Annotated in this window: 7 protein-coding genes; 2 read left to right on the top strand and 5 right to left on the bottom strand. The window is 59.2% G+C overall.

What is annotated here, in order from left to right:
• Positions 1-148 precede the first annotated feature (148 nt).
• Positions 149-2,800, bottom strand: coding sequence for a hypothetical protein (locus BV106_RS11235; protein WP_051945652.1), 2,652 nt, complete (start codon positions 2,798-2,800; stop codon positions 149-151).
• Between the two features lie 230 nt (positions 2,801-3,030).
• Between BV106_RS11235 and BV106_RS11230 the strand changes: the two genes are divergently transcribed.
• The gene (locus tag BV106_RS11230; RefSeq protein ID WP_038164506.1) at positions 3,031-7,068 is read left to right on the top strand and encodes a TIR domain-containing protein; all 4,038 of its coding nucleotides are present in this window, start codon (positions 3,031-3,033) and stop codon (positions 7,066-7,068) included.
• 298 nt (positions 7,069-7,366) lie between these two features.
• Here BV106_RS11230 and BV106_RS11225 read toward each other — a convergent pair whose 3' ends face one another.
• The 4 genes from BV106_RS11225 to BV106_RS35435 all read right to left on the bottom strand — a co-directional run bounded on the left by BV106_RS11225 (position 7,367) and on the right by BV106_RS35435 (position 13,015).
• Complete coding sequence (locus BV106_RS11225; protein ID WP_038164504.1) at positions 7,367-8,485, bottom strand: hypothetical protein; 1,119 nt, start codon at positions 8,483-8,485, stop codon at positions 7,367-7,369.
• Positions 8,486-8,573: 88 nt separating this feature from the next.
• A complete protein-coding gene (locus BV106_RS11220) occupies positions 8,574-8,942 on the bottom strand; it encodes a hypothetical protein (RefSeq protein WP_038164502.1) in 369 nt (122 codons plus the stop codon).
• Positions 8,943-9,165: 223 nt separating this feature from the next.
• Positions 9,166-11,355 (bottom strand): hypothetical protein, encoded by a 2,190-nt coding sequence (locus BV106_RS11215; protein ID WP_038164501.1) that lies wholly within the window; start codon positions 11,353-11,355, stop codon positions 9,166-9,168.
• Between the two features lie 31 nt (positions 11,356-11,386).
• Positions 11,387-13,015: an N-acetylmuramoyl-L-alanine amidase gene (locus BV106_RS35435; RefSeq protein ID WP_051945650.1), complete on the bottom strand. Its 1,629-nt coding sequence runs from the start codon at positions 13,013-13,015 to the stop codon at positions 11,387-11,389.
• Between the two features lie 452 nt (positions 13,016-13,467).
• On the opposite strand from BV106_RS35435, the gene BV106_RS11205 reads away from it, so the two are divergent.
• Entirely contained in the window at positions 13,468-15,261 is a 1,794-nt protein-coding gene (locus BV106_RS11205) for a toll/interleukin-1 receptor domain-containing protein (protein ID WP_038164499.1), read from the top strand.
• The last annotated feature ends 23 nt before the right edge of the window (positions 15,262-15,284 follow it).

The following is a 15,284-nucleotide window of genomic DNA, read 5'->3' as shown; positions in this document are numbered from 1 at the left end:
ACTTTGCAAATTTCTCTCTCTCTCTCGTGATGAACGTTGATAACATGGCAGCGTTGATGCCGCCCCACTGGCCCGCCTCGCATGCCCTCTGTCAGTCTTTGCTACAGAATCAACATCACCAGCGAATAGCAACCCCATTCCCACAGTCTCATTCCAACAGGTTCCTCGCCAGTTTCGTAAACCAGTCCCTCATGGATGTCGGTTGATAGCCACCCGCCGGAGGGACTGCCACCTCCATCAAACACGGCTGAAACAGCCCCTCTGCAGCATGCACACCCAGTTGGCGGTAGGCCTCGAACTGCTCTTCATCAAAGAACTGGTCCAGAGTGGACTGGTGGGGGAAGGCAGGATTCGAGCCCCGATAACGGCGGATCAGCTCACTTTCGTTTCCCGTGACGGAAAGCTTGATGTACAACAAGAGCCCAGTGCCCGCCGGTCTGCCGGGACCACGGTCAGGATAGTGAATTCTGCACAGGTGATAGTGAGACCGGCTGTAAGTCGTCTTGGCGTCCTGCCGCACGTCATCCAAATCTGGGTCAATGCGCACTCCCAGATCGATCTGGGCATGGCGCACCACAGTCATCAGCCCCTGGAAGGTGAACTCCGGGTCGGCCTCGCCATCGACACAGACGATGAACTTGCAACGGCGACGCAGGAGCTCGTACACGCCCAGGTTTTCGATGTGGCCGCCATCGGAGAGGTTCAGCCAGCGCCTGTCCTCCTCCAGCCCAAGGGCGGTCATTTCCTTCAGCAAGCAAGTGAACCCTGGCGAGGCGATTTGTGCCCACCAACCTGACCCACCAATATCGGGTCTGCGGATCCAGAACCCAAGTCGCACATTCAGGAAGGCCAGGAGCGCCCGGAGAGGCGGGATCGATCCCAGGCCCATGTTCGCTGAGAATGCCGCCCCTGAAATAGCCATGGCCGTGGCCAAGTCCATCTCGCTGCTGTTGGCATGCCAGGTAGCGGTGTTGTAATATCCCACAGCCGGAGAACCAGACCAGTACTTGGAGAACAGGAAAAAGTCACTCTTCCTCTCTCGAAGTGCTTCAGCCTTGCTCCCAGGCAGATTCACCGTGGTGTTGATCAGATGGTAAGGGGCAAAGTCCGCGGGATTGATCTTGGACATGGGTGTATTGCCTGGCCCGGCCGCATTCACTTCAACGAACGTCTTACTCAGCCCATCACGGTAGAGACGGTGAGGACCCGTCTGGTTGATATTGAGCGCCAACAACGTCACCAACGTGAGGACACCAAACGTCACCCAAAGGAGATAGAGCCCGCTGACTTCCCCCCCAAAGAAATCTATCGTCCTTACCTCAGCCAAACCCACGAGAAGAAGAAAGACAAACAGCCCCAGCACGGGCACAAACAACGCCGCGACCACCAACGCACCTTTCAAGACCCACTTGCGCTTCTTTGGATCCTCCAGCACGCGGAAGTAGCGAGCAACGGTCGGGACCAGCGTTGAGAGCCCTCCCGCCACGACCCCTGAAACGCCCATTGCCTTCCACAGAGGCGACGACGATAAACTGGCCCAGAGCTTGTCGAGGTTACAAAACTGAGCCCCTGCATTGGGAAACAGAACATCGTATAAGGCAAGACCTCCCTCGACAGTAAAAAAGAGTCCGGTCACCAGCATAGACAGCGCCAGGATCCCGGCGGCGAGCAGGTCGCCCCACTTCAGACGCCAGCGGAGCGCACCGAAATACAAGCAGCCCCCCACAACGGAGCCCCCCAGGCCAACCCAGAGGGGCCACAAAGGCAAATGCTGACGCAGGTTCGTTGAAACTGCAACCGCTGCCATGAGCACCAGAATGGCGAGAGGCACCATCCAGTTGACAAACATCCCAGCCAGCGTCGTCACCGCCATGTCCCACGCCTGCCAGGCACTTCGGGCAGAGATGAATTTGGCATTCAGCCGGAGTTTCCGAATGCCAGCCGTATCTGGGCCATGCGGGGATGCTACCTGGGTCCAGGCGCCCCCACCCCCAATGATCTGCGTCAAAAAGCTGCCCGTGTAACCGCCACCTGATACGGTCGAGAGAAAGTCCACATCCCTGAGCAAGTTTTTCTCTGCCAAAACCTGCGCCACCCCCAGACAAAAGGTGGCGGAGCGAATGCCCCCGCCGGAAAAGGCCAGCCCAATCGCATCTTCCGGTGCGGTTGTGCTACAGGCAGCAGAGGCCATCTTCTTCCGCCGCGCCAGCACATCCGCACTCTCGGCAAGATTGACCGTCGTTGCCATGCTGGCGGCAGCCATCTGTGACCCCACGCATTTCCAAACCTCAGCATCCTGCTCCGGGATGCCAAACGGCAACGATGCCTCAATTTCCGCCATGGGATCCACCGGCGGGTTGCCGCGCGGCGCCATCGGCCCCTCTACCAGGGCATCCCGCACACGGGTGCCGTAAGCCAGCTGCTGCAGATCCAGGGAAAAATCCTGCAGCTTTTTCTGCACCTTCAGCAAGTCGCCACGGAACTCGTCGCCCCCATCCCGCGTGCTCAGCCATCCCTCCTCACTTGCAGCGTGCCACTTGGCCGTCACGGGGCGAATGACGGTGTTCAGCACTTCGGTGGCCAGTTTGGCAAAGGTCTGGCAACCCGGATTGTCATTGATAGCCTTCCGCGTAAGCCCGAAGATCTCATAGAGGCTCTTCAGAGCACAGTCCTCCCTGCCATGCTGGTACGGCAGCGGCTGCGTGGCGATGCGGGTGCGCAGCTCCGTCAGGAGCAGGTGCGCGGCCTTCTGGTCAGGAGTGAGTGGCGAAGACGGTTGTGGCACAGGGTTCACATTCATGGGCGGAGGTCAGGATGCCTGGCGAGACTTCAACCCAATAGAGTAACTACCCAAGAATTTTTCGCCACCGGATAATAACCCAGAAATCAATACCGAGCCGCTGCAGGCAAGCCCTGCCCAACTAAGCAAGCACGACGACCTGCACCATTCTTGCCATCAAAAAAATCCCTGTACCCAAAGATCGCTTTGCGCAATGAATAGTGGTTGGAGTAATCTCACGCCGTCCTGCCATGCCTCCCTACTTTGAGTACGACGTCTTCCTCTCCCACAACAGCCAGGACAAACCAATCGTCCGAGCCTTGGCAGAGTGGCTGAGACGTCACGGTGTGAAATACTGGCTTGATGAGAACAACCTCGAACCTGGCGATATCCTCAGCGACAAACTGGGCAAGGCCATGGAGCGCAGCCGCTCCGCCCTCATCTGCATCGGGCCTCACGGCGAGGGTGATTGGATGCAAGAGGAGGTGAACTCCCTCCTGGGGAAAGCCATCAAAGTGTCCCGGACGACTGATGAGTTCCGCATCATCCCCGTCCTCCTGCCTGGCGCAAACACAAGCAACCTCAGGTGGTTCCTCAAAACTCGCCTCTGGGTAGACCTAACGGAAGGCCTTACGGACAAAGAAGCGGAATTGCACCGCCTGAAACAGGCCATCCAGGGCAAGCCCGACACCTCTGCTCCCGATGAGCCAAAGCTCAATCCCTACCGGGGCCTGGAAGCCTTTCAACCGGACGACGCCTCGTTCTTCTTTGGCCGGACCGCGGAAAGCAAAGCACTCGCCACGAAGGTCAGGGACTGGCGCTTCGCCGTCATCGTGGGTCCGTCCGGCAATGGCAAGTCCTCGCTGGCACGAGCCGGACTGGCCACCGAAGCGGCCATGACCGTGATTCCCGACTTGGGGTCCTGGAAACGGCTCATCGCCACACCTGGCAACCACTTCCTACGTGAGGTCCTGACCCAACTGTTCATCACAGAGCCTGACGCTTCGAGATCCGCCACAGTCGGCGCGGCACTGGAACGGATACTCCCTGGCAACTCCCAGGCTCTCCCCACAGCAGAGCAGTTGGCCGCAGGACTCGATGCGGAGCTTCGTGCTTTCTATCCTAAACCTGAAGACAGGGTTTTGGTAATCATTGATCAACTTGAGGAGATATTCACGCATCGGGGTATCGTGGCAAGCACAGAGGAAGAACAGAGAAACCGTGCCCGCGTCATTTTGGACGGGCTGGTTCATCTGCGCGAAAACGGCGACCGCCGTTGGCACATCGTCCTTTCCCTCCGTTCCGACTTTGAGCAGCGCTGCCGCGTCTCCCCCTCTTTCTGGAACCTGTTGGAGAAGGACCACCACCGCCTCAAGCTCAAGGAACTGGATGATGAGGGCTGGCGCGAGGCCATCAAGGGTCCCGCAGCCCGATCGGGTGCCTACCTCGAAGCAGGCTTGGTGGAAACCATGGTCAAGGACGTCTATCGCCAGCGGGGTTCCATGCCCTTGCTTCAACTCGCCCTGCAGAGTCTCTGGACTCATCGAGTGGGCGCATGCCTTACCCATGCAGCTTACACCGTCATCGGAGGCGTGGAGAAGGCCCTGCAAAATCGCGCTGAGGATTGTCTGAAACAACTCTGCGTCGAGGGCACCGAACATCTGGATATCGCAAAGAACCTGTTCCTCAGGCTGACTTCTCCCGGTGAAGGCGTCACCGACTCGAGGCGCAGGTTGGATTTTGATGAGCTCGACTGGGAGAACATCGATCAGAGCCTGGTCTCAAAGGTCGTCGCATTCCTGACTCTGCCTGAGAACAGACTCATCGTCACGGACAGCCATGCGATAGAGATCACTCATGAAGTGTTAATCACAGATTGCGGCACCATTCGCGGATGGATTGAACACTTCCGGCACGACATTCCCGTTCTCCGAAGCCTGACCCACGCAGCCAAACGTTGGCAGAACAGCGAAAAGGAAGAAAGACTGCTTAATGCCGCAGGTCCTTTGCCAGATCTCACAAAGTGGCTGAAGGCAACCAAACTCCGGGTCACCTTGCTTGAGCGCGCCTACTGGAAAGCATCCCGGGCAAACGTCGCTCGTACCCTTCACGACAAACGCAATCAGCGCCGAGCCTTGCTTGCGGCGGAAAAGCAGCGAACACAGGCAGCGGAGGCTGCCGCAAAGGTTTCGGACGACGCGACAACTTCAGCTCAGCAGGCAGCACATGAAGCCGAAATATCGAGACAGCACTCTGATTCGCTAAGAAGAAAATTTCAGCTGGCTACCATCGTGGCTGGGTCGCTTGTCATCGTGGCCCTGTTAGCCTTCGGGATTGCATTTGGTTACTACCGCACTGCTGAAGATGAGAAGGAAGAGGCTGACAGACAGCGAGTTGCGGCATTCGACTACAGCAAGAAAGCCAAATCGGAACGACGAAATGCCGAAATAACCTTAAACCAAGTGCTCCTCAACTTCAGGGACTCTCTGCGCAAAGAAGGGCGCCTTCACCTCTTGGAGGCGGCCGTCCCTCCCGCGCAAAACTACTTCAAAAATCCTACCTCCGGTGAGATGCCCGACGTGCCACCAGAAGAGCAGCACGCCCTGTTCTTGTTTACGGCTGGCGATGCCCTGCTGGCACTGGGCAGAACTTCATCTGCCAGAGAAATGCTGGAGGAATGCAAACGGCATCGAGAATATCTCTGCAAATCACCAGGCGTGCCTGCCCATTGGAAAGCGGATCTCGCTCGCACCTATGATCGGCTTGCTGAAGCGAACATCAGAGACCAGCAAGGAAGTCGTTCCGAGGCTGTTAACCTCCTTAAAAAAGGTGGGGAACTCAGGGCGACCATAGTCGGCAAATCCAGTCCATCAGGCGTCAATGATGCAGACTGGCGGCACTGGCACGTGGAGTGGGCCAGACAATGCGAGTTGGCCGGCGACCTCGAACGCGATAACAATGATTTGGCCACAGCAGAAGCTCACTATAAAGAGAGCATCAGAATCCTTGAACTCATCCCCAAAATCGGAACCACCTCGCCCGAGGTCCAGGCCAGCAACACATGGAGCCTCTGCCAGGCGCAAGTGCGGCTCGGCCACATCCTCATCGAGCACGGCAAAGCCGCTGAAGGCGAGAAGTTGTGGAAAGATGCTCGGACGAAGCTAGAACACTGCCGCAAGCTTTCTTCAGACGAGAACTACCTGCGCTCCCTGGCAAGCGTCATCGAATTTCTTGGCAATCAAACGGCGCGGGACACCCGACGCACAAAGGAAGCGGAGGAACTCTGGCGTGAAGCCCTGGCCCTCAGGAAACAAGCTCAGACTGCCAATACAGGAAGCCTTGAATGTCAGCGATATCTCGCCCTTACGCACCACGGCTTCGGTAATTTTCTGCTGGGACTCAATCGATATGCCGACGCCGAAATCGAACTCAAGGCCGCAGAAACCTGGATGAAGCCAGTCTACCAAAAGCGAACCACGGAGTCAGACATCCAGTCTGAGTGGGCATCAATGACGGAACGATTGGGAGATGTAGCGATGCGGCGTGGCCAGCCCCAAGTTGCCGCCGAGTACTTCAATGTCTCGCTGGCCTCAAGACTGGAGCTCTACAACCAGGACATGACGCTCCCCCGCTGGTCCAGAGAACTCAGCGCCAGCTATGAGCGACTGGGTGACTGCCAGCGTGAGCAAAAGCAATTCGAATCTGCAGTGGCCCTCTACCGACAGGCCACAGACCTGCGTCGCGCCATGACCACAAGATCTGAGGACAACTGTGAGGCAAAATGGCTGGTCGCACTAGGCCTGCTTCGTCAGGGGGAGGTGCAACTGCTCGCACGGAAGTACCAGGAGGCGCCCCCACTCGCCGTTGAAGCAGCTCAATTCCTGGAATCCGCCTGCAAGGACCGCCCCACTCGAATCGACTGGCGCAACAACCTCGCCGCAGCACACACCCTCGAAGCTGAGGCATGGTTGATGTCTGGCAACTACACTTCCGCCTCGCGATGCGTTCAGAAGTCTCTCGCCATCTTTCGCAATGATAGCACGGGTAAGACCAAGCCACCGGGCTCAGACGAGGTCCTCCTGGCTGCCACCTGCTGCATCGAAACTATTGCCCAGCTACAGAATGGCCTCAAACCGGCCTCCGGCAAGACAGGTCTGCTCAAAACACAGGTGCAAGATTTACAAACCCGCCTGCAGCAGAACCCCACCCGCCGATGGGAGAACCTCCTGGCCCATTGCAACACCGTACTGAATGGCGGGAAGCCCGGTCCCGCAGTCGAGAGCAACTAAGAGGTGTTTGTTTGTTGTAAACCAACACATGGATCAGCAGGACACAAAGAGTCCGGCCCTGACGATATCAGAACCCCTCGCATCGCAGTCTCAGTCTGACGGGACGCGAGAACGGCAAGTGTTCTAGCCAGCCATACTGTAGCTGAATGAGCCTGGTCACTGAGATCGTGACCATCTCTCTCGCCATGAAGAAGACAGCTCACGTTCGATGAGCAGTTTTTTGCCACCTGATGGCGGCAGCGCAGCGGCACAGCCGCCGTCGCAACTTTCAGCCCCATGCTCCTTCGATCCCACTCACCTAAAACCGGATCGAAAGTCCAAAGGTCCACACATCAGCGTCAAATTCGCCTTTGGCCGGGTTGTCACCGTAGGAGTACTTGGCACTCAGGCCAAAGTGCTTTTCCTCTGGAGCAAGGGTCTGGCCGTCTTCCTTGCCACGATCAAGCCAGTACGTGATGGTCGCGCTGAAGTATTCCTGGGAGTCCTCGTAGGCATCATAGCCACCAGAGGTCGCAAAGTGATACCACCAGCCAAAGTTCAATGAAGTCTCCAACCGGTTGCCAAGGTGTTCCGGTAACACGAGCCCGATGAGCGACAGGCCAGCCTTCCCGGACCACCGCTCTCCTGAGGGGAATCGTTTGATCCCGCCATTGCCGGACTCTCCCTCAACCCCCAGGTAGGGCTTGAGCCTGGCGGTCACAGGGCCAAAGGGCTTCCAGAAATCACCAATGCCATGTACCTCCACCGTGGGATACCAGACCAGGCTGCCCGTGATGCCTTCGCCAGAGACCAGATTGTCCCGCTTGTAGCCCCCTTCAAGAGAGACGGCCTGCGCGGTGCCGGTATCGCCGCCAAAGAGAAAGTCGAGGCCCGCCGCGGCCACCACCGTGTCTTTCAACGAACCCTTGGCTTCGTTGTAGTGGTAGTCACCGAGAACCCTCCACGAGGGCCGGCCCGGAAGGTCGATGCCGATGTCGTGCGCCAGACTGATCCCCACATCCGCCTGCCAGCTATCAGATCCGCTGGCCGGCATGGTGTACTGGAAGAGCGCAGGCTCCTCCAGACCACCCTTGTCAAAGACGCTCTGACGGACTTTCAACTGGTACTCTTCGCGAAAGTTGGCGAACCACGCCCCAAAGTCATCCTCCCCCAATGGCGGCACCTCTGAGGGTTGGCTCGGGCTGGCAGCCTCCCCATTCGGCACAGTCGGCTTCCCCGCGGTGATCGCCGTGTCGAGCTCCTTTTTGCGTTTCCTCAACGCCTCCAGCCGGGCCAGGAGGTCCGTCTCCTCCGCCACCAGTTTCTGAGACTCTGCCACCTGCTCAGGCGTGGCTGCAGCGTCCATCCGGGTGGGCCCAAATGCCTGGAGCACCAGCAACAAGCAGGACGTGAGGGGTAGATGAAACAAATTCTTCATAACAGGATTGATGAAACTGGGCTCGACGCGGAAACGCGGTCAGGAGCGCCTTGGACGTTGCCCGGGCTTTCCCTCCGGGCGTATTGCACTACTTGCCGCCCGCCCGCTTGTGAACCAGCGCGATCGCCTTCTTCACAGTGTCTGCACCTTTGGCGGCGAGTTGCCCGACAATCTTGCCCCCTTCATAGCTGGTGCTGATGCCCGTGTAGTCCGCCGACAGGGCAGTACGCCGCGTCCCGTTGATCATGAGGTCCGTCTCCAGGTTCAATGTCTCGTCGCCCGCCCTCAAAAAGGTGCGCTTCCCTTCTGGCGCATGATTGCGGCCGGCCTCGACATCAATCTTGGCGAGGACCCGAATCTTCACCTCATCTTTAGAGGGGCCCGCGGGAAGTTTTCCTAAAGCGACCGCGGCGGTTTTCTTCGCGGGCCCGGCATGTTTTGCAGCTTTCTTGGCCATAGTGGAATGGTTGAGGTGTTCGAGACACTGACCCACCCTGGCAATCATCCCGCCTCTTTCCGCCCCAGTATTCCCCGCCAAGACCGACCACCAGAGTTTGCGCCATTGCATCGGTGTATCGCATAATATTGTCAAACGCAATTTTACATTTTTGTCACACAGAATGTGTGATCGCCCGCAAGGGTTGAACCTGTTTCGCGCCCCATCCCGCATCATCCGCGTTTCAATTGGACTCCGGCGGATCAGGAACAACCGGGAGATCCTGCGCCAGCGGAAGCTTGTTGCAGAGCCTGCGCAGGAGTTCTAGATGTTCACTCTCCGGAAGACTGTCCAGCCGGGCCTCCAGTTTGTCGAGAGCATCCGCCCGTTCCCGCAGGTCCAGCTCCACTGCATACTGGTTTGCTGTCACCCGGTATCCACCTATCCACTCCATCGCTTCCAGAAACCAGTCTGGCGTGCGGCTGTCTCTTCCCGGGCTCACCCGCACCAGATGAACATTGGCAGCGGCATGGTGATCCGGGGTTTCTTCACCCCAGATCACCATGCACTTGCCATCTTCAGTAAAGCCCACCTCTTCGCTATCCCTCCCCACAAGGTGCGGGTCCATCAGCCACTCGTTGGTCTCCAGCCCCCAGACCCCGATATGCTGGTCCACGTCCCCCGAGATCTTCCCGGAAAGGCACCCAAGCCGACCCTCGCTTCTGTCGAAGACCACACTCCGACACCCTGGGCCCAGGGGACGCGCCGCCATGACTTCTCCCGGAGTGAGCAGATTGAAAACCAGAGCCCTGCCGTCCTCCATCGCCAGCCCGAGTTTGGTGCGGGAGGGAGAAAGCACCCGCATATACATGTTTGAATCCGGGCTGAACAACCGCACCGCATCGGATCCGCCTTTCGTTTGCATCTCAAAGTGCCCAGGATCTCCCAATACGTAACGGACCTCCCTGCGCCTTTTGCCAACGGGCACCCATTCGACGTCCGGCATCGTTTCCGTTTTGGTGACTTTGACTTTCGACGAGGAAACAACCTGCCCAACTTGGCTCGCAGCCGGAACTGGGCCAAGCATCCGGAATCGCTGCGTGGCATCCTCCCAGTCATTTCCCGCCCCGACTTTGCGGAACGCGACATTCACAGTCTCCGCCCGGCACTCGGCAGCTGTCGCACGCCATGGAAGCATTGCCACTTCTGAAGTGAATCCTTCTGCGCCCGCCAGCACCATGTAGCTGCTGGCATCGGCCACGACGAGCACGAGGTGAGCCTCTTTGCCCGGCTGCTTGTAGACAAATGACTGGGCCGACCATGGCACCCCTTCTGTCGTCTCAAAATCGACCGTCTGATCGCCCACCACCTCAGAGGCACCACCTCCCTCTTCCAATTTCGAAAGCTGGACCTTCAGCGATTGGGAAGACTTGCTCTGACGCACCGGCAGCAGCACCTCTTCGCCAACTCCACCGTCATCCTCACGCAACGTAGGTACAAGGAACCTCCGCTGGACCAGCACATTGTAGGCACGGTCTCTGGCATCTTCAAACTTGGGATCCAGCCGCAGTGCTGCCGCCAGATACCCAAGAGCCTTTCCAGACTGGTTGGCTTCCATCAAGCGCGCCGCCTGTGCGAAGTGCGAGCGGGCCAGCTCCTTTTTCGTACGGATCCAAAAATGCAATGCCACCGCAGCCAGCAGCGCAAACCCGATGGCGGCCACCCCCAGCTTCACGATCAGCCGCAGCCTGTGCCGCGCCATCGCGGCCCACCACTGCGGCACCAGTTCATCCGCAGTCAGCATTCGCGTCCCCCCGTTTGCCAGCTTCGCCTCCGGTTTCAGCACCTCCGCAGCCAGGGCCAGCCTTTCGCTTTCCATATCCCTGACCTTCCCTTGGCGGGCCGCCTCCTTGGGCCTCCACTCCCTGAAGTCAAAGTAGATCTGCTCGTGCAGCCCTTCCTTGATTTGCAACGGCGTCCAGAACGGCTTCGATTCCGACAAGGGATCTCCCTGCGTCACGACCACGAACACAGGACGGGCCCAACCTGCCTCGCGATTCTGATGCTGAAACTCAGCCAGCTCATCGTCCTGCCACTTCATCGCCGTCGGATCACCCGGGGTGAGCAGGATCAGCGCGGCACTCCTCTTCAGCATCTCCCGGATGTTGGCCTTGATGATCTCCTCAGTCTCCGTTCCTGCACGAGACCTCCGGAAAGAGCCATCGTCCGTACAGATCTTCATGGGGCGCCACTCCTGCTTTGCGAACTGCCGTCGCACCGGCGGCCAGCGGTGGAACGTCTCCAAGAAGCGTTTGGTCGCTTTTGCCAGCTTGTAGTCAGGATGAGTGCAGTAGCTCAGAAAGGCTGAAAACTCCCCGGCCGCCGTCCCATCCGGCTGCCTGACACCACCCACTGGATTGCTGTCCTTGCTCATGCTTGTTCCAACAGCCCAACGGCAGGATCCCTCACACCAGTTGCAGTGCCACCTCAATGTTCCGCTCCCGGCCTGTCATCACGCTGGTGCCAGCGTGCACATACGTCGTGGTCTCCATCATCTTCGCCAGCGGCACGTCCGTCTGGTAGCAGTGGACGAGGTGCTCATAGGGGGCTGGCCCCGGACGGTAGTTGGGACTGTAGAAATAACCGTGCACCGCCCCGGCCAGCACCTTCGCCTGCCGTGCCGCGTGCCCAGCGATGCCCTTGATCTTGAACAAGCCCCCATACAGGTGGCGCGGCGCCCCTGTCAGATCCTTGTTCTTCAGGTGGCCCAGGTACAGATAGAAGTGCTCCAGATTCCGTGCCACCGGCATGGGCCGATCCCACACCGGCGCATCTGGCCCGTTCCAGTCCCGCACATTCTTCGGCAGCGGCAGCATCCCCCGCTCCCCCTCAGAGTGGCGGTGGTCCGGGTCCACCTTCCCGTCACGCAGGCCTGCCTCGCAATACGTCAGCACCCACACATCCTCCCGTGTCAGTCGGGTGCAGTTCGCCCCGTATCCCCCCTGGAGCCGCACATTGACCGCCGCGATCAGCTTCTCCAGTTCGGCGTCATTGCGCTGGAGGAACTCGTCCTTCGTCAGATTGTCCGTCACAAAGGTGAACTTCGCCCCCGGCTCCACCTGGCTGGCAGGCTCCCTCCCGGAGGTCAGCGTCACAGGCGGGTTGGAGAGCGTCACCGCATACGCGTCGATCGCTGTTGCGTAGGCCCGCGCCAGTGCCGCCTTCTTCCCGCTCACTGCGGCAAACTCCGCGGCGTTGGTGATGAAGAACGGCTCCCCGATCACGATCGTCGCCCTCGTGCCCGCCAGTTGCGAGCCGCCGCGCTCCGCTGCGGTGCGCGGCTTCAGCCCCCTGTCCCGCAACCCCAGTTCCTTGAGGAACTCCCTCTGCAGCAGCGTGGCCAGCTTCCTCCCCTCCGTGGACCCGTCATAGTACAGCACCTCGCTCCCGTGCGCTGTGGATCCGTTCCCGTTCGCGTGCAGACTGATCACAAAGTTCGGCTCCATCGCATTCACCTTGGCAGGCAGGGCCCGATAGCCCGCCGCGCTGCCACTTTCCCGATGCATGACGCTTACCCTCGCCTCCTTCACCAGCGGCAGGATCATCTTCGCCAGCTCCTCATTGAAGCGAAACTCGCAGCACTTCACTCCGCCCAATACGCCGCACGCCCCTGGAGCATCAGGGTGGTGGCCAATGTCCAGCACGCACAGTGGCAACGGCCCACTTGGTGCCACACTCAACGGCGTCTCCACCTCGTCCACCGGCTCAGGCTTGCCCACCAGTTCGTCCCGCACCTCTCGCACCAGCCCCAGCACCTGCCCCCGCAGTCCAGACTCCTGCTCCAGCAAGCGTGCCAGGAGCTGGGAGGTGATCGGGGGTGCCGCCTCCACGATCGAGCAGCCCAGCATCACCCCACCATGCACCACTGCCCGCAGCGCCACGTACTGCCCCTCCCGCTCCCGGGCCGGAGCGTAGGGATGACTTCTCGCGTTCGCCACCGCCTCCTCCGCCACCGCAGACAAAAAGTACGTCCCCTCCGGTGTTGCAAATTCATGATTCGACAGGATGAGGCCAAAATACAGTTGCTTTTCCATGGGTCAGACTGGGTGCAGGTCATAAAGACGGCAGCCACCAAGCATGCGCGGCTCTGATATTTCATCAAGCAAATTATTACACATGCGCATGGCATAATCTTTGCCTCCAAGCATACGCGATCCTCCTGGATATCCCTTTGTCGCTCCAGATTACCTTTCACCTCCTGCTTCGGGGATACCAGCCCGACACCAAGTTGGCGCACGCGCACTTCAGCATTTGACCCCGTCTCAGGGTGTGGTCTGTCAGGCACCATGCCCCCTATCCTCCGGGCACCGCGATCCATCTGCACTCTTGCCTTTTCTCCCGTTTTTTTGTATCCCTTATTGTATAGTCCCAACAGCCCCTATCCGCTCACCGTCGTGCCGTGATGCACCAGTAGAAGCGCGCAACTCCCCTCTTCTGCGGCGCCCGGCATTTCAGAGGAACGCAGCCTACCCAAACCCATCTCATCATGACCAAGCCCGTACCGGCACCTGCTGCCATCGCGGCCCGGAATCCGTTCGGCCATCTCATTGAGAGGCTCTACGGCTACGATGTCTTCATCTCATATACCAGAATGGATGATGAACAGAGTGCGTATCCCCTTGCACTACAGGCCACCCTCACCCAAGGCTCAGAGAAGGAAAGGCGCCCTCCCATGCGCTGTTTTCTGGACCTGCGTGACCTGCCGCATGACGATGAGCTACGCCGGGCCATTGAGGCCAAGGTGAGAGCGAGCCGCCATGTGGTTTTCATTGCCGGCCCAAGTGCTGCTGACCACCCCTGGATGTGCTTCGAGGCGGAGATGGCGCGCAAACATCGCAGACCCATGATCGTACTGGACCGGGGCATCGACTGGGTGAACTCCAAGGGAAAGCTGCGTGAGTTGGTCGACAACGTTCTCGCCATACCCAGTGCCCCCGGCCAGGCCCAACCCGGAACCGAGGTCGAGAAACTCTCCTCAACGATAGGAAGTTTTCGCGTGTCCAAGCTACGCCGCCGCATCTGGACTGGGGTGGTCATCGCTCTGTGTGCGTTTCTCGCTGCCGCAGTAAATTGGGCCTTGGTCGCCTCCCGGGCCAGGGATGCGGCCGAGAAGTCCCGGATCGCGGCGGAGCAAGCCCTCACCAAGGAGGCTCTTGCCCGACAAGCGGAAGAGAAGAGCCGCATTCGTGCTGAGAAGGAGCAGCACAGTTCTGAGCAGCTGGTGGAAAAGATGCAGACCGACATCCGCTTCTCCCTGCTCACGCTGGGCCGCCTGGATCTGATGAGCAACATCCACAATGCCATCCAAGCCTACCTGGCAGAAAGCACCACGCCTAGCGAGGGCAAACTCTCCTTGAAAGCAGTCCAGGAGTATGAAGAAGGGGAGACTTTCCTGGAGCTGAAGAATCTTGCTGCTGCAAAGGCTCACTTTGAGAAATCCATGGACTATGCCCGCCAGGCGGGTTGGTCCCAAAAAGAAGGCTGGCACCTCCGCCGCTACGGATGGCTCCTCTATCGGCTGTCTGCATCAGAGGGTGATTCAACACGGCCCGCTGTCACCTCGCCAGCCGCCTCAGCACAGCCTGTGGCCGCCGTCACACCCCCGCCATCATCCCCCACCCTTTCCCCTCATTGGGCGGAAGCACTTCAAGTGGCAGAACGCATTGTGAAAGAGGACCCCACCTCGCCTGTAGCCCAGCAGCTGTGGTCATCAGTGAGACTACGCCAGGCAGCCCTGCTGCCGTTGGACCAACGGCTCGGGGCGATCGAAAAAATAGCAGGTGGTCTGAAGACCGCGCTCGATGCGACACCCAAGGAACAGATGATGGCGCGGGCAGATCTCGTCATGTCCTTGGCCACTGCACAGAGCAAGGTGATCACCACTCTGCGTGAGCTGGGCAGAGTGGGCGACGCCGCGACCCTGGCCGACAACAGCGCAACGGCCGTTGAAGCACTAAACATGGAGTCCTCGATCTGGGAGCTGGAACTGGCCCGCGCATTGGCACTGGCTGGAGACATGCACCTATGCGGCAACGGCTTCGCTTCTGCCAGGACACGGTACAACAACAGCATCGTTCGTCTGGACAACCTACTTGCCATGGAGCCCCGGAACACGGCAGCGCTCAATCTTCTCGGCTACTGTTTGACCCAGCTCATCTACAACGAAGAGCGTGCGGGCATCCCGGTCAGTCAGGTCGAGCCTCTGAAGCACCGGCTTCAGGAAGTGCGAATCAAGACCCAGAGTCTCTTTCCCGCCAATGATATTCTGCCGTCCGAATAACACCGCACTTCAGCTCTACTCAC

The sequence above is a fragment of the Verrucomicrobium sp. BvORR106 genome, assembly GCF_000739655.1.
Lineage (GTDB): Bacteria > Verrucomicrobiota > Verrucomicrobiia > Verrucomicrobiales > Verrucomicrobiaceae > Verrucomicrobium.
This window is presented reverse-complemented; position numbering and strand designations above follow the sequence as displayed.

Coding starts and splice junctions, on each gene's coding strand:
- BV106_RS11235 (WP_051945652.1), bottom strand. CDS start 2,800: ATGAATGTGAACCCTGTGCCACAACCGTCTTCGCCACTCACTCCTGAC.
- BV106_RS11215 (WP_038164501.1), bottom strand. CDS start 11,355: ATGAGCAAGGACAGCAATCCAGTGGGTGGTGTCAGGCAGCCGGATGGG.
- BV106_RS11230 (WP_038164506.1), top strand. CDS start 3,031: ATGCCTCCCTACTTTGAGTACGACGTCTTCCTCTCCCACAACAGCCAG.
- BV106_RS35435 (WP_051945650.1), bottom strand. CDS start 13,015: ATGGAAAAGCAACTGTATTTTGGCCTCATCCTGTCGAATCATGAATTT.
- BV106_RS11225 (WP_038164504.1), bottom strand. CDS start 8,485: ATGAAGAATTTGTTTCATCTACCCCTCACGTCCTGCTTGTTGCTGGTG.
- BV106_RS11220 (WP_038164502.1), bottom strand. CDS start 8,942: ATGGCCAAGAAAGCTGCAAAACATGCCGGGCCCGCGAAGAAAACCGCC.
- BV106_RS11205 (WP_038164499.1), top strand. CDS start 13,468: ATGACCAAGCCCGTACCGGCACCTGCTGCCATCGCGGCCCGGAATCCG.